Raw genomic sequence first — 17,794 nt, forward strand, 5'->3', positions numbered from 1 at the left:
TTCCACTTAATGCCACTCCAAAAAATGAAATCAAACAATCAATCCCTTTAGGTAAGATGATTAAAACAGGAGCTTGAATAGGTTCATCATTTCCTAAAGTTTTTAAAATTTCACTGGCTAGTTTTTTAGAAAAAAGATCAAAGTTTTTATAAGTGATTTCTTTTCTTTCTTTAGCAAAAGGTTCTACAAAAGCAGTTTTTTCGCTAAATTTGATTAAACTTTTTTCTAAAAAATCGTAGATATGGGTTGTCATGATTTACCTTTTTAAAATTTAATAGTATTTATTCTAATAATTTAAAATATATAAATTGTAAATGAATGATTAAAAAATTAAAATTTATACTTCTTGAAGCATAAAACCACCACCTAAAATTATGAGGTTTTGGACATATTCCATACATTTTTTCTCCATAGTAATAAATAATCTTATGCTGAAAATTACCTTTTAATCTTTTTAATAAAATTATATCGTCTTCTGATACATTATAAGAATAATCAAGATAATTTATATTTTGATTAAATATTATATTAATAAAATCTTGATCATAATACTTAAAATTATTAGCATTTTTACAAATATAACTATATATCTTTAAAAATTTAATTCACTATTTCTAATATTATCCAAATTAAATAATAAAATTCCAGCATTAATATAAATTTTGGATTTAGTTTAATAGATTGGACGTAATCATACAATTTCTTAAAATCCTCATTCATTTCTTTATATTCTAACAACGATAATCTAACATGCTTACATCCAGCAATCATATAATTTACCATATTTGTCCTAAAAAACAATTCGCATAAATCAACTTCAACTATAGTATCCACATCTAATCAAATTATTTTCGTTTTATTTGTAAAAACAAATGTAAGAAATCTAATAAGAGAGCCTAAAGGAAAACGTATGGAATTTACAGTAGGCAATTTAATTTACAAAGAGTTGAATATTACATGATAATTACATATATATGTATTATTATCAATCATTTTAAACTCTTCGTTAAACTTTACTTTTGTATGATCAAGTTTACCATCTAGTAGAATATAAACTCTATATTTACTTTTAATATATTTATTTTTTATCAGTGATTGCAAGAATACAAAAGTCATCGGTAAATAATTATGATCAGCACAACAAACAATATCAATAAAATCAGCGTTTACGGTGTTAATTCTTTTAATATTATTTGAAAAATAAATATTTTTAAATTTTAATTCCATTGCATTACATTAAAAACCTTTCTTAAAATTATACAATCTTCAAATTTTGTCAAATCCTCTGTCGTGGCTTTTAATCTCATCTGACTTCTCCAGCCACTAGTTATAGCAATAAAATGTCTTGTTTCAAAATTATCATCTAACTCTAAATTTATAATTTTATTATCAACAAAATTATAAATATCGTGCACTCTCCACTGAATATTTTCTATTTGTCTTGGGATTGTACACCATTTTATCACGGCACGATCTTTGGAACCTAACTTATATAAATAGTGCATATCTTTATATGAATATTTATCTGACTTTAAATTATTAACAACCCATCTACCATCAAAAAAGACAGTTTTATTTAATTTTTCCGTATATTCAAATATTGATAAATTTTTATTACTTACAACGAGCTCATCAATGTCAACATGTAAAACAGATTTTGAATATGTTAAAAATCTATATCTTGCATGTTCATACATTAAATATAATGAATAATCACTATCCCAAGCAGAACCATCAATGGCAGTTGGACCAAATGGAACTGGCCATCTTACGATAATAATAGAAATGTCAACCTTATCTTTTAAATAGTTTAATAAAGATTTGGAAGCATATAGTTCACTACTATCATAAATTAAAATAGCATCAGCTTTATGAATTTTTTTATAATAATCACAAAAATCTTTAATCCAATGCATCTGATTATCTTTATTTTTAAGCAAAACAACACGCTTATTTCTCAAAATTTCACTCTCATTTTGGTTTATAATATTAAAATTTAAATTACCGTAATTATTAAACTGCAAAATCTTGGGTTTTAACATCATTTTATAATTTAATAAATAATGATTTGTTCTATCCATATATCTAATACTAATTTTTGGATAATCATAAGCAATATGCCTCAAAATGCAATTTTGATGAACATTTACGCTTCTTTTTAATAAAATATTGTTAAATTCTAAAATATCAGTCGTATTATACAATGGTGCACCTATACAATGAACAATGCTATCAATTGAATCAAAAAAAATATCAACAAAAATAATTCCAAAATCATAATTATCATTAAAATCACACTGTCTTAAATGCAATGGTCTAGGTGGATTTCTCCTATCTGTTAAATATGAATTAAAACAAACAGATGATACATCAAACAGCTTAAATTGCTTACTCATATAATTTTATCCTTTCAAAAAATTAAAATCTCTTCATTAGTTCCGAAGCAGTATCAATAGCTCTTTCTAAAGCTTGATCCATATTATAATATTTAAAATCAGCTAATCGTCCAACAGGGAACAAATTTTTAACTGCATAAGACTTTATTTTATATAATTCATATTTTGCTTTACTATCATTAGTTAATAATGGATAATAAGGTTCAAAACCTTCTTCTTTTTTATACTCTAAAGCATACTCTAAAGCATAAGTAGTTCCGGATATTTTTTGTGAAGTTATTTTTTTATATTCAGTAATTCTGGTAAAATTATCAAATGGATATGCAACAACTGGAAATATTTGTTTGCTATCAATATTCTCATATTTCCATTCAAATTTTAATGTTCTATAGGGTAATTTTCCAAAACAATAATTAAACAGTTCATCTAAAGCACCAGTATATACAATCGGAATAGTAGTTTTTACTCTATTTAGATAGATAGTATTATTTTTAATTTTAATTTCATCTAAAGCTTCCTTATTTAAAACTATCTCTATGTTTGTATGATTTAAAATATTTTTAAAAAAATCAAAATAACTAATTTTTGGAACTACTTGAAACTCATCATCAAAATAACCGATATTATATGATAATCTCAATGGTACACGTTGTAAAATACTTAAATCTATATCTTTTGGCTCACAACCCCATTGCTTTGAAGTATATGGTCTATAATCCTTTTCAAACAAAAACTTCGCATAACTGCTGATTATTGAAGTATTTGAATTTAAAGCATCTAGCACAGATATCGACTCTTTTCCATAAAATTCATTTAATAATGCTTTTTTTAAATTACAAGCTTCTTTAGAATTATACAATTTATCAATTGCACTAAAATTAAATGGAACTTCAAAAATATCTTTATCAATCAAAACTCCACATTGAATTTTATATTTATTCCATTGTGCATATTGAGAAATAAAATCAAATAAATACTTTTTACTAGTATGAAAAACATGAGGTCCATATTTATGTACTAATATTCCATAATTATCTATATAATCATACATATTTCCACCAATATGTTGACGTCTTTCCCATATAACAACTTTTTTGCCTATATCAGCTAAACTTCTAGCTATAACAGCGCCGGTAATACCACAACCTATTATCAGAACATCCATTTTACTCACCCTGGCTAAAAACTTCTCTTAAACCATCTTTTAAAGTTATACATGGATTCCATCCAGGCAATACATCCCCGCCTTCCCAAGGATATATAATTTCCAACTCTCTATTTAATCTCGCACCCCAATTAATATTAATTTTTTTATTTACTATAGTTTCAAACATACTAATTAAATCCTTTAAACTTTGCCTTTCATTTCCTTTAAGAGAAAATATTTTATCTCTATAAAATAAAGGATTCTTACTTAAATTTTTAATAATTAAATCAAAACCTGATACAACATCATAAACATGAATATAATCCACAATCTGCCTTCCATCACTCATATCTAATGATTTATTATTTTTTAAAGCATCAAGTAAAAGAGTAAATAATCTCGGTTTTTTATCATTGGGCCCATAAACATTAAAAATTAAAATATTAGTATAAACACATTTGCTTGTTAATGAATAATAATACATTATATCTTCGAAAGATTTTTTCATTGCAGCATATAAAGACGAAGGTCTATATTTTAGTGAATTACAATAACTACCAAATGTGCTAGCATTAATAAAAAACTTCATATCTATTTGTTTAGATAATTCTAACATATATGTTCCAAATAATATATTAGAATCCACTAAATTATCTATATCATTAAAAGAATGCTGAGATATCCAATTTGTAGCTAAATGCACTATACCATCTATTTTCTCTTGTTTTGAAAAAACAAGCAAATCTTTAATATTGCTATATACATAATATTGACAATAATTCTTTATTTTCTCAATATTACTATCATTTCTCACTAAAGCTACAATATCATACTTTTTATGTAATCTCAAAATAAAATTAGTTCCTATAAAACCTGTTGCTCCTGTGAGTAAAATCTTCATAATTTAATTCCTTTAAAAAGTAAATCTATTTTTGACAAATTTTGATCTTTAATTGAAATGCAACCGATTGGCATGTGCCATTTAATATTAATCTTTTCATCAAACGGATTTATACCGTTATCAGCACTCGAATTAAACTCTTTAGTTACAAGATATAAAATCTCAACCTCATCACTCAATGTCTGAAAACCATGGGCAAACCCTTGTGGTATATAAAGATATTTTGCATTTTCTTCATTTAATTCAACCCCTACATACTGTAAAAAAGTGGGAGAGTTTTCTCTTAAATCAACTGCCACATCAAAAATAGCACCTTTAAGGCATCTTACAATCTTTGTTTCACAAAATGGTGGAGTTTGATAATGCAACCCTCTAATAGATCCTTTACCTATAGTTTTTGAGTGATTAATTTGAACTATGGGCTTGTTTAAACCTATTTTTTTAAATTCTTCAACGCAAAAATATCTTTCAAAATAACCTCTTTCATCATAAATTGGTTTTGCTTCCACTATAAAGACACCATCTATATGTGTTTTAATAAAATTAAATCTACTCATAATTTCTCCATATAATCTTCTAATTGTTTATAAGTTAAAATATTTTTTCTTTCATAAAATTCTTTATACCATTTTATAGTCCATTCTACAGCCTGTGATGAATTTAATATAGGCTTCCAATCTAGCATTTTTCTAGCTTTTGATATGTCAAGCATAAGCAAATTTGCCTCATGGGGAGCATTTAGATCTACTTGGATTTGATAAGAAATCTTATTCCAAAATAATACAGCAAGATTTAAAACCTCTTTAACGCTTAAATCATCTTCATTATTAGGCCCAAAATTAAAACTAGTAGCAAATTCTTTTTTACCTTCTAAAAGTTTTTCTCCTAATATTAAATATCCACATAAAGGTTCTAATACATGTTGCCAAGGTCTTATAGCATTTGGATTGCGTATAATAGCCATTTTTTCTATCCCTTTAATGATATCAGGAATAAGTCTATCTTCACTCCAATCTCCTCCGCCTATAACATTCCCTGCTCTAACTGATGAAATTAAAACTTGATGAGTTTGTTCAAATTGCTCCACATTAAAAAAACTTCGTCTCATCGAGTTTGTAATAATTTCGGCGCAAGCCTTACTTGCACTATAAGGATCATATCCACCAAGCGGCTCATTTTCTCTATATCCCCATAGCCATTCTTTATTTTCATAAACTTTATCTGTAGTGATTACTACTATAGCTTTTAAATTTTTAAGTTTTCTAGCACAACTTAAAATATTAAGTGTTCCTATTGCATTAGTTTGAAAAGTTTCTAATGGATTATTATAGCTATATCTAACCAGTGGTTGTGCTGCAAGATGAAAAATGATATCTGGATTGCTTTCTATTAAAGATTTTTCAAGTGTATTATAATCATTAATATCAGCAAAATAACTTTTTGCAAAAAGATTGTTTAAAGATAAAATATCAAAATGATTAAGAATAGTATTTGGTTTAAGCGAATAACCATATATTTTTGCTCCTATGCGACTTAACCATAAGGATAACCAAGAACCTTTAAAACCAGTATGTCCAGTTATAAAAACTTTTTTGTTTTTATAAATATCAAATAACACATTTTTTCCTTATTTATTATTTTAATTAAGCCACAAAGCCCAAGGAGCTTTATTATTTATCCACATTTGAGTTAAATCGCTCTTATCTTTTAAAGTATCCATACATTTCCAAAAGCCATGATGTTTATAGCTATAAAGCTTACCATTTTGAGCTAAATTTCTCAACGGAGCTTGTTCAAAAATAGTTTCATCGCCTTCTTTTATGTACTCAAATATCTTAGGTTCACACACAAAAAAACCTCCATTAATCCAACCTGCATTATTCAAACTAGCATCGCCTTTAGGTTTTTCTGTAAAACTTTTTATACAATTTGTATCATTATCTATATCCAAGGCTCCAAATTTTCCTTCAGGCAAAACAGAAGTCATTGTAATATACCCACTATGACTTCTATGAAAATTTATCAACTCTTTGATATTCACATCGCTTACCCCATCACCATAAGTAAGCATAAAAGTTTCATTGCCCACATAAGGTTTTGCATGTAAAATTCTACCTCCTGTCATAGAGTCTTGTCCAGTATAAAGCATGGTAACCTTCCAAGGCTCATGTCTGGTGTTATGAATTTGAATAGAATTATTTGACATATCTACTGTTATATCGCTGTATTGTGTATAATAATTCATAAAATAGTCTTTTATAACATGACCTTTATACCCTGTTAATATAATAAAATCATTAAAACCATAGTAACTATAAATTTTCATTATATGCCAAAGAATAGGCTTTCCACCTATTTCAACCATAGGTTTTGGTTTTGAATCAGTTTCCTCTGAAAGCCTAGTACCAAGCCCGCCTGCTAAAATTAAAACTTTCATATCAATTTTTCCTTTCTTCATTGCTTTATTTTTTTATAATAATATCTTCAAAAAAATCAATTAATTTAATAGCAGTGTTTCCATTGCAATATTGCATATAAAAATTCCAATAATTCTCCATTTTATTCTCATTATATATACAATTAATATCTTTAAGAATATCATGCAATTGTTTCTCATTATATGCTATAATACCTGGTGCATACTCATTATACTCTAAATACATATTCCTTTGTCCCATGTAAATTGGATAATCATATGCATATAAAATAATTGGTCTTTTAAAATACAAAAAATTAAACATAATAGATGAATAGTCTGTAATTAAAATGCTTGTAGCGCTCAATACTAATGCTTCATCTTCATTGCTTAAATTAATCACATTTTCTGAGAGTTTAACATCTTTATAATTTGAATGCACCCTACAAGCAAAGATATATTCATCGCCAAATTGACTTGCCAATTTATCAAAATGAATCTTTGGAATAAATAAAGCATCGGCAACACCCATATTACTTTCACGAAAAGTCGGTGCATATACAACAAGTTTTTTATTTTTATTTAATCCCAACATTTCTAAAGCTTGCTTTTGATCCATAGCACTATTAATTATTCTATCAGAAATTATATTTCCAAATTTTAAAATCTGTTCTTCTTTTAAATTGAAAGCACTCATATAAGCTTTTGCAGCAATATCACTTGATGCCAAAGCATAAGTGTAAGAACTATGATGTTTTAACTGTTCAAAATATTCTTTACTATCTTTTTCGAACATATCTAAGCCAAATTTTTTTCCTAATCCAGCCGCATGCCAAACCTGAACAACTTCTTGGCATTTCCTTGGTTTTACACCTCTTAAATACCAATAATGCCCATCCAAAATAATTATTTTTGATCTTACCAAATGATAAACTATTCTAAAATCTTCAAATAAACCTATTTTTTTAGCAAGCAATGTTTTTACAGCAAATATATTTCTTTCAAGCGCTTCTTCTTTAATTTCCTTTATAAATTTTAATTTATCTTTTGGTCTTATTGCAAAAGTTATTTTGTTCTTTTTTATGGGCACAATAAAAGAAAGGAAATTGTATAAAAAAACTATAAAATGAATTCTATGTCCTTTTAGAATTTTTTTATATATTAAATCAAAAGAATAAATAAAAAATTTATTAAAACCACGATACAATATCCTAAATTGATTAACAATATTTTTTATAATTCTTTTTGAATTTATTTTTTTTAATGCAGTATATACTTCTTGTTGAGTCTTTGCTTTGGCTAATGATTTTAAAATATATTTATTTTTATATTTTTGCGGAATAGTATTTAAAATAGCTAAAATCTTAGAAGAATAATTATACATATTTTTAACGTTTAATTTAATTATGGGTTCAATTATAAACTTTTTAAATTCATAATTAAAAAATCTTTTATAATAATCATCTTGATTGTTTATATCAATAATGCTACAAAGTCTAGATTGAACCTTATAAATATCATCCAAATAAGAATCCTTCCAAGTATTTGTTGACTGATTAACATTATCTCTTCTGTATAAAAAAGTATATTTATTTAATAATAAAACCTTAGGTTTTTTGCTATAAACTAAACTTGTAAAATAATGATCCTCTGTCATCATACAACCTTCTAAAAAATGAATCTTATATTTTTTAATAAAACTCATTTTAAAAGCCTTTCCTGCTGGATTAATACATTTGCTTAAAACTTCACTTGCTTCAGAATCATTATAATTTAATATATGAGTATTTTGTATTATTTTTTCATAAGAATCTGTTTTCCATCGCTTTGTAGAAGAAAAATTTAACATTTTACCTTGTATCATATCGACATCATAATCTTGAAAATAATCATAATAAGTTTTTAATGTATCTAAAGGTAATAAATCATCACTATCTAGAAATAAAACTATATCTCCATTGACATATTTTAAGCCCTCGTTTCTGGCACTACACAAGCCACCATTTTCTTTATTTATAATTAAAACTTTATATTCAGAATAAATTTCCTTAAATTTTTCACATATTCTCAAAGTTAAATTATCCGTAGAACCATCATTAACAATGATGATTTCAAAATTATTATAAGTCTGAGTAATAATAGAATCTAATGTATAACCTATTGTAGCGGCAGAATTATACGCTGGAATAATAACAGAAAACAACATATCCATTCCTTTTTATCTTATACTATCCAATTCATCTAACTTCTTTTTATCCAATGAATAATTAGGAAAAATACTAGAAGTTCCCAAAACAAAATGGTTAGCTCCATAACCTGAAAATATTTTAATATTTTCAAAACTCATATTCCCATCAACCTCGAAAATAAAATCTTCCTTATTTAAAGTACCAATTATATTACCTATACTTTCTGCTTGTTTTTCTGCAATACCAACTTGCATTTGAGAAGCATAACCTGGAATCACCGTTAAATAATTAATACCATCAATTAAATCAAACACAAGCTCTATGCATTTGATTGGACTAAAAGGACTAATAGCCAATAAAACTTTTGCATCTATTTTTTTAATTTCTTTAACAACATCGGCAAAATCGAAAACAGATTCTATATGTATAGAAACCATATCTCCTGGTAATACAACATTTTTGGCAATGGTTTTATATGGATTATCAGTCATCAAATGAAAATCAAAAGGCAGCTTAGCAAATTTTCTAATTTCAATAATTTGATCATAGGATAAACCCAAATTTTGAACAAAATGATCGTCCATTATATCAATATGAAAGAAATCAACGCTATTATTAAGATTCTGTATACTCTCTCGTAATTCCACAAAAGAACTACATGCCATTGAAGCAGAAAATTTTTTATTCATTATTTACCCACATTATCTTTAATTTTAAGTTTTTTTTCTGATACTTTTGATCTATTGTTGATAACAACTCATTAAAATCTTGAACTATTTGTATCATCTCTCTCAAACAACTATAATTTAATAATTTCATTATTTTAACCACCTCTTGCCATTCACAAGGGAAATATGAATTCCATATACCAATAATATTAAGTTCCATTCTTAAAATTTTCCAATATACATCACGTTTTATTAGCATATCACTTTCTGGATTTCCCACTAAAACCAATGTTGATTTTGTTTTTAAAAATTTAATCGAATTTTCTAAAGATTCGTTTGATCCGACACATTCAAAAACAATATTAAAATCATTATTTTTATAAGAATAATCAATACTTTGAAAATTAAACAATCTCAAGATTTCATTTTTATTATGATTTCTAACCACATAATAAAAATTATTTATACCCATTTCTCTTAACAATAATCCTGTAAGGATACCAATTATACCTGAACCTAAAATTAAAATTTTATCATGATTTTCAATATTAACCTTTTTAATAGCATGCAATGCAACAGAAGCAGGTTCAATCAATGCCGCAATATCATAAGGAATATTGTCAATCGAAATAATATTCCATTCTGGTACAGCCAAAAATTCTTGCAATCCACCATCTTCCCTTGATCCATAATAACCATAACTAGAACATTGGGCATATAATTTTTGATGACAGTTATCACATTTAAAACAAGGTTTTAACGGAAAAACAGCAACTCTATCACCCTTTTTAATATTTTTAATATTTCTATAAATATCTTTAACTACCCCAGAAAATTCATGACCTAAAATCAATGGATATTTATAAGCTCCTTTTTCATAAATTCTAGAATAATCACTGCTACATATTCCACATGCTTTGATGTTAATCAAAACATTATTTACATCATCCAACTTTGGGATTTCACCAATTTGAATAGAAATTTTTTTTACATCTTCTAAAACTAACTTTTTCATTCTTGCCATTCTCTTTCAATAATTTTTGCAACAGCATAATCTGTTTTTGTAGTTATTTTTATATTGCGCTCATCTCCATCAAATACATATACGCTATAACCCTTTAAAAAACATATCTGCGCAGTTCCAGTAACAATACTCTTTTCCGCTTCACTTAATTCTTGAATAGACCTTTTTAAAATATTGAATTTGCAAGCATCTGGCGCTTGACCACTAATTAGAAAATCTCTTCTTGGTATACAATCAATCTCTTGATTATTTTTCGATTGATATACAGTATCTTTAATTGGAATTCCAGCAACAGCAACACCAAATTTTTTAGCAGATTCCAAAGCATCAAACATTAACTTTTTGGTTATAAAAGGTCTTACAGCATCAAAAACAACTATAGTAGAATCATTGCAAATATAATTTTTATCTAAAAAAGAAATTGCATTTTCAATACTATGAATCCTTTCTTTGCTACCAAAAATAATATCAATATTACTCATGTTAAAACTATAATTATTTAAAATTTGCAATACATATTCATGCCAATCAGAGTTTATAACCAAAATTATCTTGTCAAATAAATTAGCTCTTGAAATTCTTTCCATAGTTATTAACAAAATTGGTTTCATTGATAATGACAAAAATTGTTTTGGTAAAGTTGTATTTCCCATTCTTTTACCAAATCCAGCACCTAAAACTATAGCTATTGAGTTTAATTTCATCACAAATATTCCTAATTATATTTTATTCACAAAAATAATTAAAAATTTTTTCACATACTCTACCATCACATTCTTTCATAAATTTCGACCATAAATCCACATTATAATTTGCATTAGCTATGCAGGTTATTAGCTCTGTAATATTATTTGCAACCATATCTTTCCCTACAAGTTCATATGGACTATAATACAATTTTCTATCATTATTAACATAACTCTCTATATCTGGAATATAGAGAATAATTGGTTTTTTAAAAAAAGAATAATCAAAAATTATCGATGAATAATCAGTAATTAAAATATCAGTTATTAAAAATAACTCATATATATTATCATATGTTGAAACATCAATAACACCTCTTTCTAAACTTTTGTTATTTCTTGTAATACTTGGATGATCTCTATATAAAACAACTCCATTAATAAAAATCGATTTAAATGCTTCTCTAACATCATTAAGATATTCTAAATTGACATCTCTTAAACCTTCATTTATTCTAAAAGTTGGACAATATAATACTATCTTGGCACAATCATTTAAATGCATCTTTCTTTTAATATTATCTTTTATTTCTTGAAAATTTTCTTTTTCTTTAAAAAAAATATCTGTTCTTGCCAAACCAAATGATAAAATCTTATCTGGATTCACCATATATGCATTAGCCATAATAGTCTCTAATTTTTTATCAGAAATCACAATATAAGAATATTGTCCATGAATTCTTTTAATTCTATCCAATTCTTGCTTTTCTTCTACATTATTTCTTTTAGCATCAAAACCAAACATCTTATATGCACCACCAGCATGCCATAACTGCACAAGCTTAGTATCACTCGACAAGGAAATACGAGAAATGATATAATCAGCCTGATCAACAAAAATAACTTGAGATTTTGCAATTTTCCAAATTTTTATCAAAAAGTTAGCATTACTTTCAATCTTAATAACTTTTTTTTTCTTTTTAGAAATATAACTATATAAAACATTCAAATTTAAATAACTATAACTCGTCTTATTAAATATTAATGTTATAGAATTTTTAACAGCAAATAAGCAAAATAAATAATATAAACAATTAAAGCACAGGCTCAAAAAAAACAATCGATATTTCACTTACACACTCCCTATAGCATAAAGCTGGATAATCCCTACAACTTTTTCTTCTTTCCCTACTATAATTTCTTTGATTTTATGTTTTAACATGATCTCCTCTGCTTCACTTGCCATAGCATCAGCATCGACTACTTTAGGATTTGTACTCATGATTTCTTTAGCTTTAAAATCAAATCTTGGCTTATCACTTGCTTTTAAAGCACGACGCAAATCCCCATCAGTGATAATACCCACTAATTTTTCATTTTCAAGCACCACACAAAGCCCTAGCTTTCCACTAGTCATCACATCAACAAGATCGTTAAATTCGGTATCAGAATGCACTATAGGAAGGTTACTTGAAACCATAAGATCTTTTACCTTGGTTAAAAGCTTACGCCCCAAACTCCCCCCTGGATGAAAAAGAGCAAAATCATCAGGTTTAAAATTTCTTGCTTTCATCAAAGCAGCAGCTAAAGCATCCCCCATAACCAAAGTTGCTGTTGTCGAAGACATAGGAGCAAGCTGTAAAGGACAAGCTTCCTTTTCGACAGCTATATTTAAAAATATATCACCTTGCTTTACAAGGGTGGAATTTTTTTTACCACACATTACTATAAGTGGAATTTTGCGTTTTTTTATAGCAGGAATAATTTTTAAAATTTCTTCAGTTTCTCCTGAATTTGAAATAGCAATTAAAACATCTTCGGAAGTTAACATTCCAAGATCTCCATGCAAAGCCTCTCCTGGATGGATGAAAAAGCTTGGTGTTCCTGTGCTTGCTAAAGTAGCTGCTATCTTAGCACCTATATGACCTGATTTACCCATGCCACTGACTATACAGCGCCCTTTGGTATTTAGCATTAAATTTACAGCTTGGTTAAAATTTTCATCTAAATTTTTAGCCAAATCCAAAATAGCTTGCGCTTCTTTTTCAAAAACTTCTTTAGCTATTTGAAGAGTATTCATATTTAAACCTTAAAGATTAAGCACAACATTGGTTGCGATAGCAATCTGATAAAGAATTTGAGTTAACATTGAAAAAATTTGCAAATTCTCACTATCTACTTTTGGCAATACCAACACAGAATCGCCTGGTTTCATATATATACCACTATGATATTTTTCAGCTTTTCCATTGCTTCGTATCACCAAAACTTTTGAAGTATCCGCTCTTTCTCCATAACCTCCTGCAAGATTGATATAATATCTTAAATCTTTTCCCTTATCATACACAAAAGCCCCAGGTAAAGAAACCTCGCCTTGAACTATGATGAGATTATTCTTACTTGGTACATTAATAGTATCACCATCTTCTAAAATAACCGAATTATAAGACTTTGGATTATCGATGACAATTTGACCCTTAGGCTCTACTTGCTTAGCTCTTTGGATAAATTCTAAAATCGTTTTTGCTTGTTGAGCTCTTATAGCTGCACCTTGAGCTGTAACAGAACTGCTAGTTAAAGCTAGAGTTTCAAGCTCTTTAAGCTGAGCATTGATAAGTTCTTTTTGAGTTCTAGCTACACTTTTTCTAAATACTTGCAAAGCTTGCATGTTTGATTGCGGATTAGCCTTGATTAGTTTAGAAATATCTTCTAAAGTCGTTCCTTTACCCACAACTAAAGTTTTTAAACCATTATGCTCACCATTTACACTTATAGTTATATTTTCAGAAACATACTCAGGGTGAAATTCTACCTCATCTCCCGTTCTAAGTAAAACTTTTGAAAATTGCATTTTATTATAAGCACTGACATCAAGTTTATGATCTTCACCATAACTTTTTACGATAGCATTAGTTACGATAGGTTTAGCACCTGATACTCTAGCCAAGTCAGCTAAAGTTTTAATATCATTTGAAAGTTCAAAACGAAAAGGTCTTTGCACATCACCGTTAACAAAAGCGTAATTTTGAACATTTCCTACTAAAATAACATCTCCACCTCTAAAAGGAAAAAGATCCATTTGCCCCTTTAGTAAAAAATCATATAAATCGATATTTTTTATCACGCTGTTATTACGCAAAATTTGAATATCTCTAAAACTTCCATATTCTAAATTTATACCCCCTGCTTTATCAAGATACTGTATTACTGAATCCGAACTAAGTCCTTGATAAAGTCCTGGAGCATTAACGCTTCCTGTTACAAAAACACTGACATTTTGATAAGCATTCATATCTGCATAAACAAAAACATTGCTTTTATAGATTTTATTAACGCGCGCTTTTATAACACTTACAAGGGCACTATTTTTCACACCTAGTAAATTTACAGCTCCTACTTTAGGGATAAAAATATTTCCTTGAGAATCCACCACTAAAATTTGTGAAAACTCAACAGCTCCCCAAATTTTAAGACTGATTTGATCACCGACTGCGATCTTATAATCTGGGTTATAAACTCTTTGATTGTAATTTTTAAAATTTCCATTAAAAAGATGAGCACCAAATACTAAAATTTGATGAATTTTTGTAAGATTATTTTCTTTATTTGCTATATCATAATTTGAGCTTAAATTTTGATCTATACTAGTTGTAGTAGAACCTTGATCTTCCGCTGAAATGATTTGTGAAACATCCACGGCTCCAAAACATAAAATACAACTAAAAAATAAAATTAATATTTTTTTCATTTTAATACTTATGCTCCTCTATTATCATTTTAATAAATTTAACAATCCCAAAAATCAAAGATAATACAATAAATGCTGTTAAAATATCATAAATTCTTTCAGGATATTTTGCGCTTTCTGGAATATCTGGACTTTGGATGATGACAAGTTGTTTTATTTTTCTTAAAGCTTCTATTCTAGCGCTTTCATAAGCTTTTAAAGCTGCTTCATAAGCTTTTTGCGCAAAAGTAGCTTCTATAGTTAAATCCTGAAATTTAGCAGCCAAATCATTAAGCTTTTGAGAAGAATTGTTAGCTGAAATTTTAGATTTTTCCCTTAAAAGTTGTTTTTTGATTGCTTCAATTTCTGCTTTAAGTGCTACTACTTCAGGTGCTGCATCATTCATATAGCTTTGTAAAGTTAAAAGTTTAGCTTCTTTTTGAGCTAGATTAGCCTCAATTTGTGCAACCAAACTTGCTTTAGTTTCAGCTTGCTTTAAAGGATCGAAAACTCCGTATTTATTTTGAAAAGCAATCAGATCATTTTGTGCTTTTTGATAACGTTCTTTGTATTTTTGCACTTCATTCTCAGCGAAAGCCATTTGCTCTCTAGCTGCTTTATGAGAGATTTCATTGATAAATTTTTCGCTTTCTTGCATAATAGTTTGAGCAATCAAATGAGCTGATTTAGGTGTAAAACCTTCTACTTCTACCTGCAAAAGCTTAGTGGTTTCATCTACATAAAGTTTTACACGATTTTGATAATATTTCAAATAAGACTCTTTGGAACTTGAATCCCAAATTTTAAAAGGCAAATCTATATGTTGTTCTTGATAAAGACTTTTAAGTTTAATTTTCTCATCCAAAATTTTTAACATATCACTTGATTCTATATAACCTTTTAGATAATTTAAATCTTCGTTTGCTGTAGAAGTGCTACTAAGCAAAGACAAAATTCCGCTTGTTTGAGCACTTTCTCCACTTGTTGATCTAACATCTAAAATCATCGTGCTTACATATCTTGGTGCTGCAATCAATGTATAATAAATCACAACAAAAATCATTATAAACCAAACAATTTTAAAAGAATCAAATATGCTTAAATCTTTGATTTTTTCTAATAAAGTTTTATTTTCTTCCATTAAGCTTTTCCTTGATATACAGCTATTCCTTCATCTACATCATCATAAACCGCAATTTGTCCATTTTTCATATAAATTATTTTATCACACCATTCTTTAATTTCAGCTACATCATGAGATACCATAATCACTTTTGATTTGCTTAATCTTTCCCTATATAATTTTACGCTTTTTTCCCTAAAAGCAGGATCTCCAACAGCCCCTGCTTCATCAATTAAATAATAATCAAAATCAAAAGCCATGCTAAGTCCAAAAGCTATCCTAGCACTCATTCCCGAAGAATAAGTCTTCATAGGCTCATCAAAAAATTTCCCAAGCTCTGCAAAATCTTCTACGAATTTTACTTTTTCTTGAAGTTCTTTACCCTTATATCCATACACTCTAGCTACAAATTTAGCATTATCTCTAGCAGTTAAAGAACCTTGAAAAGCTCCGTTTAAACCCAAAGGCCAGGATAATTTTTTATTAGTAATTATCTTACCACTATCAGGAAGCTCTGCCCCGCTTAAAAGTCTCATGAGAGTGGACTTACCTGCTCCATTACCCCCCATCAATCCTATACTACAATTTTCAGGAAATTCAAAAGTAAAATTTTTAAAAACATAATGTCTTCCACCGCTAAATAAAGGATAGGATTTTGTTAGATTGATTAACTTTATCATTCTTTTTTTACCGCCGTTAAAGCTTGTCTGTTATAGTAATAAAGAAAAAGTCCTATAAATAAAACAAGTAAAATCCAAAATATAGCATAAAAATAACTATATTCATCTTGCAAAGGATAATTCTCAAAAAAATTAAATCTTAAAAGCTCCATTATGTGAAGCAAAGGATTATAATAAAATATATCAAGTAAAGGTCTTGGCATAAGCCAAGTAGGAAATATAATCCCAGAACTCCAATAAAACACTATGCTAAAATAAGCTAATAAAGTTCTTAAAGGTTCTACAAAGTGCCAAACAATAGCAAAACAAATCCCCAAAGCAAAAGCTGAGCACATAAGTAAAAAAATACAAAATAAAACTCCGAGTAAATGAACGGGGAATACATCAAATCTAAAAAACCATCCTGCAAAAAAAAGCACAGTGATAAAAATCACAAAATAAATGCAAAATTCAAGTAAAGTTCTAGCAATAAATACATGTATAGGCTTTACAGGTTTATAAGCAAAAAGAGCCAAATTTGCCTGAGTACCATTCATAAGCTGAGTTACTATACTTCTAAACATAAAATAAGGCATAATACCTGAAATTAAAAACATAAAAATAGAAATTCCTTCAGGCATAACTTGATGATGATATTCTCTTATAATGGTAACAATTACTGTAATAGCAAGTGTTATTGACATTGGTTCTCCAACTACCCAAAGATAACCCAAATGCCTATTAGCACCAAATCTAGTTTTTAACTCTCTAAAAAATAAAGCGTGAATTACATTTAACATTTATTTTCTATACCTAACAATTTACATAAACTATAATCATAACTCATTTTTTTAAACA

Annotated in this window: 16 protein-coding genes and 1 pseudogene; all 17 read right to left on the reverse strand. The window is 27.6% G+C overall.

Annotated features, from left to right (window positions below):
* Nucleotides 1–253 (reverse strand): annotated as a pseudogene (locus ELQ12_RS06565) (amino acid adenylation protein); the annotation flags it as partial.
* Nucleotides 254–1,217: 964 nt separating this feature from the next.
* Nucleotides 1,218–2,396, reverse strand: a complete 1,179-nt coding sequence (locus ELQ12_RS06570) for a hypothetical protein (protein WP_134264635.1) — start codon at nucleotides 2,394–2,396, stop codon at nucleotides 1,218–1,220.
* 22 nt (nucleotides 2,397–2,418) lie between these two features.
* On the reverse strand, nucleotides 2,419–3,561 hold the full coding sequence (gene glf, locus ELQ12_RS06575) for a UDP-galactopyranose mutase (protein ID WP_134264636.1): 1,143 nt from the start codon (nucleotides 3,559–3,561) through the stop codon (nucleotides 2,419–2,421).
* Nucleotide 3,562: 1 nt separating this feature from the next.
* Nucleotides 3,563–4,444 carry an NAD-dependent epimerase/dehydratase family protein gene (locus tag ELQ12_RS06580; protein ID WP_134264637.1) on the reverse strand — a complete coding sequence of 294 codons (882 nt, stop codon included), beginning with the start codon at nucleotides 4,442–4,444 and terminating at the stop codon, nucleotides 3,563–3,565.
* Complete coding sequence (gene rfbC, locus ELQ12_RS06585) at nucleotides 4,441–5,001, reverse strand: dTDP-4-dehydrorhamnose 3,5-epimerase (protein WP_134264638.1); 561 nt, start codon at nucleotides 4,999–5,001, stop codon at nucleotides 4,441–4,443. Before rfbC ends, ELQ12_RS06580 begins: the two co-directional genes overlap by 4 nt.
* Nucleotides 4,998–6,062, reverse strand: coding sequence for a CDP-glucose 4,6-dehydratase (gene rfbG, locus ELQ12_RS06590; RefSeq protein WP_134264639.1), 1,065 nt, complete (start codon nucleotides 6,060–6,062; stop codon nucleotides 4,998–5,000). The genes rfbC and rfbG overlap by 4 nt, the downstream gene beginning before the upstream one ends.
* A 21-nt stretch (nucleotides 6,063–6,083) precedes the next feature.
* A complete protein-coding gene (gene rfbF, locus ELQ12_RS06595; RefSeq protein WP_134264640.1) occupies nucleotides 6,084–6,881 on the reverse strand; it encodes a glucose-1-phosphate cytidylyltransferase in 798 nt (265 codons plus the stop codon).
* A gap of 25 nt (nucleotides 6,882–6,906) precedes the next feature.
* The gene (locus ELQ12_RS06600; protein WP_166739601.1) at nucleotides 6,907–9,066 is read right to left on the reverse strand and encodes a CDP-glycerol glycerophosphotransferase family protein; all 2,160 of its coding nucleotides are present in this window, start codon (nucleotides 9,064–9,066) and stop codon (nucleotides 6,907–6,909) included.
* 12 nt (nucleotides 9,067–9,078) lie between these two features.
* A complete protein-coding gene (locus ELQ12_RS06605; RefSeq protein ID WP_134264642.1) occupies nucleotides 9,079–9,738 on the reverse strand; it encodes a hypothetical protein in 660 nt (219 codons plus the stop codon).
* Nucleotides 9,731–10,732, reverse strand: coding sequence for an alcohol dehydrogenase catalytic domain-containing protein (locus tag ELQ12_RS06610; RefSeq protein ID WP_161969332.1), 1,002 nt, complete (start codon nucleotides 10,730–10,732; stop codon nucleotides 9,731–9,733). Before ELQ12_RS06610 ends, ELQ12_RS06605 begins: the two co-directional genes overlap by 8 nt.
* Complete coding sequence (locus ELQ12_RS06615; RefSeq protein WP_126232327.1) at nucleotides 10,729–11,445, reverse strand: IspD/TarI family cytidylyltransferase; 717 nt, start codon at nucleotides 11,443–11,445, stop codon at nucleotides 10,729–10,731. The genes ELQ12_RS06610 and ELQ12_RS06615 overlap by 4 nt, the downstream gene beginning before the upstream one ends.
* A gap of 22 nt (nucleotides 11,446–11,467) precedes the next feature.
* Nucleotides 11,468–12,559 carry a CDP-glycerol glycerophosphotransferase family protein gene (locus tag ELQ12_RS06620; RefSeq protein ID WP_126232328.1) on the reverse strand — a complete coding sequence of 364 codons (1,092 nt, stop codon included), beginning with the start codon at nucleotides 12,557–12,559 and terminating at the stop codon, nucleotides 11,468–11,470.
* Nucleotides 12,560–13,507 (reverse strand): KpsF/GutQ family sugar-phosphate isomerase, encoded by a 948-nt coding sequence (locus ELQ12_RS06625; protein ID WP_134264643.1) that lies wholly within the window; start codon nucleotides 13,505–13,507, stop codon nucleotides 12,560–12,562.
* A gap of 9 nt (nucleotides 13,508–13,516) precedes the next feature.
* Entirely contained in the window at nucleotides 13,517–15,175 is a 1,659-nt protein-coding gene (locus ELQ12_RS06630; protein ID WP_134264644.1) for a polysaccharide biosynthesis/export family protein, read from the reverse strand.
* A gap of 1 nt (nucleotide 15,176) precedes the next feature.
* Complete coding sequence (locus ELQ12_RS06635) at nucleotides 15,177–16,295, reverse strand: capsule biosynthesis protein (RefSeq protein ID WP_134264645.1); 1,119 nt, start codon at nucleotides 16,293–16,295, stop codon at nucleotides 15,177–15,179.
* Nucleotides 16,295–16,957, reverse strand: a complete 663-nt coding sequence (locus ELQ12_RS06640; RefSeq protein ID WP_126266933.1) for an ABC transporter ATP-binding protein — start codon at nucleotides 16,955–16,957, stop codon at nucleotides 16,295–16,297. Before ELQ12_RS06640 ends, ELQ12_RS06635 begins: the two co-directional genes overlap by 1 nt.
* The gene (locus tag ELQ12_RS06645) at nucleotides 16,954–17,736 is read right to left on the reverse strand and encodes an ABC transporter permease (protein ID WP_134264646.1); all 783 of its coding nucleotides are present in this window, start codon (nucleotides 17,734–17,736) and stop codon (nucleotides 16,954–16,956) included. The genes ELQ12_RS06640 and ELQ12_RS06645 overlap by 4 nt, the downstream gene beginning before the upstream one ends.
* Nucleotides 17,737–17,794: the final 58 nt, after the last annotated feature.

It is taken from the genome of Campylobacter sp. US25a (assembly GCF_004379075.1).
Classification (GTDB): domain Bacteria; phylum Campylobacterota; class Campylobacteria; order Campylobacterales; family Campylobacteraceae; genus Campylobacter_D; species Campylobacter_D jejuni.

What these genes read in the sequence shown, in the direction of transcription:
- rfbC (WP_134264638.1), bottom strand. Translation starts at nt 5,001, where the DNA reads ATGAGTAGATTTAATTTTATTAAAACACATATAGATGGTGTCTTTATA.
- ELQ12_RS06645 (WP_134264646.1), bottom strand. Translation starts at nt 17,736, where the DNA reads ATGTTAAATGTAATTCACGCTTTATTTTTTAGAGAGTTAAAAACTAGA.
- ELQ12_RS06580 (WP_134264637.1), bottom strand. Translation starts at nt 4,444, where the DNA reads ATGAAGATTTTACTCACAGGAGCAACAGGTTTTATAGGAACTAATTTT.
- ELQ12_RS06600 (WP_166739601.1), bottom strand. Translation starts at nt 9,066, where the DNA reads ATGTTGTTTTCTGTTATTATTCCAGCGTATAATTCTGCCGCTACAATA.
- ELQ12_RS06610 (WP_161969332.1), bottom strand. Translation starts at nt 10,732, where the DNA reads ATGAAAAAGTTAGTTTTAGAAGATGTAAAAAAAATTTCTATTCAAATT.
- ELQ12_RS06630 (WP_134264644.1), bottom strand. Translation starts at nt 15,175, where the DNA reads ATGAAAAAAATATTAATTTTATTTTTTAGTTGTATTTTATGTTTTGGA.
- ELQ12_RS06605 (WP_134264642.1), bottom strand. Translation starts at nt 9,738, where the DNA reads ATGAATAAAAAATTTTCTGCTTCAATGGCATGTAGTTCTTTTGTGGAA.
- ELQ12_RS06570 (WP_134264635.1), bottom strand. Translation starts at nt 2,396, where the DNA reads ATGAGTAAGCAATTTAAGCTGTTTGATGTATCATCTGTTTGTTTTAAT.
- ELQ12_RS06635 (WP_134264645.1), bottom strand. Translation starts at nt 16,295, where the DNA reads ATGGAAGAAAATAAAACTTTATTAGAAAAAATCAAAGATTTAAGCATA.
- ELQ12_RS06615 (WP_126232327.1), bottom strand. Translation starts at nt 11,445, where the DNA reads ATGAAATTAAACTCAATAGCTATAGTTTTAGGTGCTGGATTTGGTAAA.
- rfbF (WP_134264640.1), bottom strand. Translation starts at nt 6,881, where the DNA reads ATGAAAGTTTTAATTTTAGCAGGCGGGCTTGGTACTAGGCTTTCAGAG.
- glf (WP_134264636.1), bottom strand. Translation starts at nt 3,561, where the DNA reads ATGGATGTTCTGATAATAGGTTGTGGTATTACCGGCGCTGTTATAGCT.
- ELQ12_RS06640 (WP_126266933.1), bottom strand. Translation starts at nt 16,957, where the DNA reads ATGATAAAGTTAATCAATCTAACAAAATCCTATCCTTTATTTAGCGGT.
- ELQ12_RS06625 (WP_134264643.1), bottom strand. Translation starts at nt 13,507, where the DNA reads ATGAATACTCTTCAAATAGCTAAAGAAGTTTTTGAAAAAGAAGCGCAA.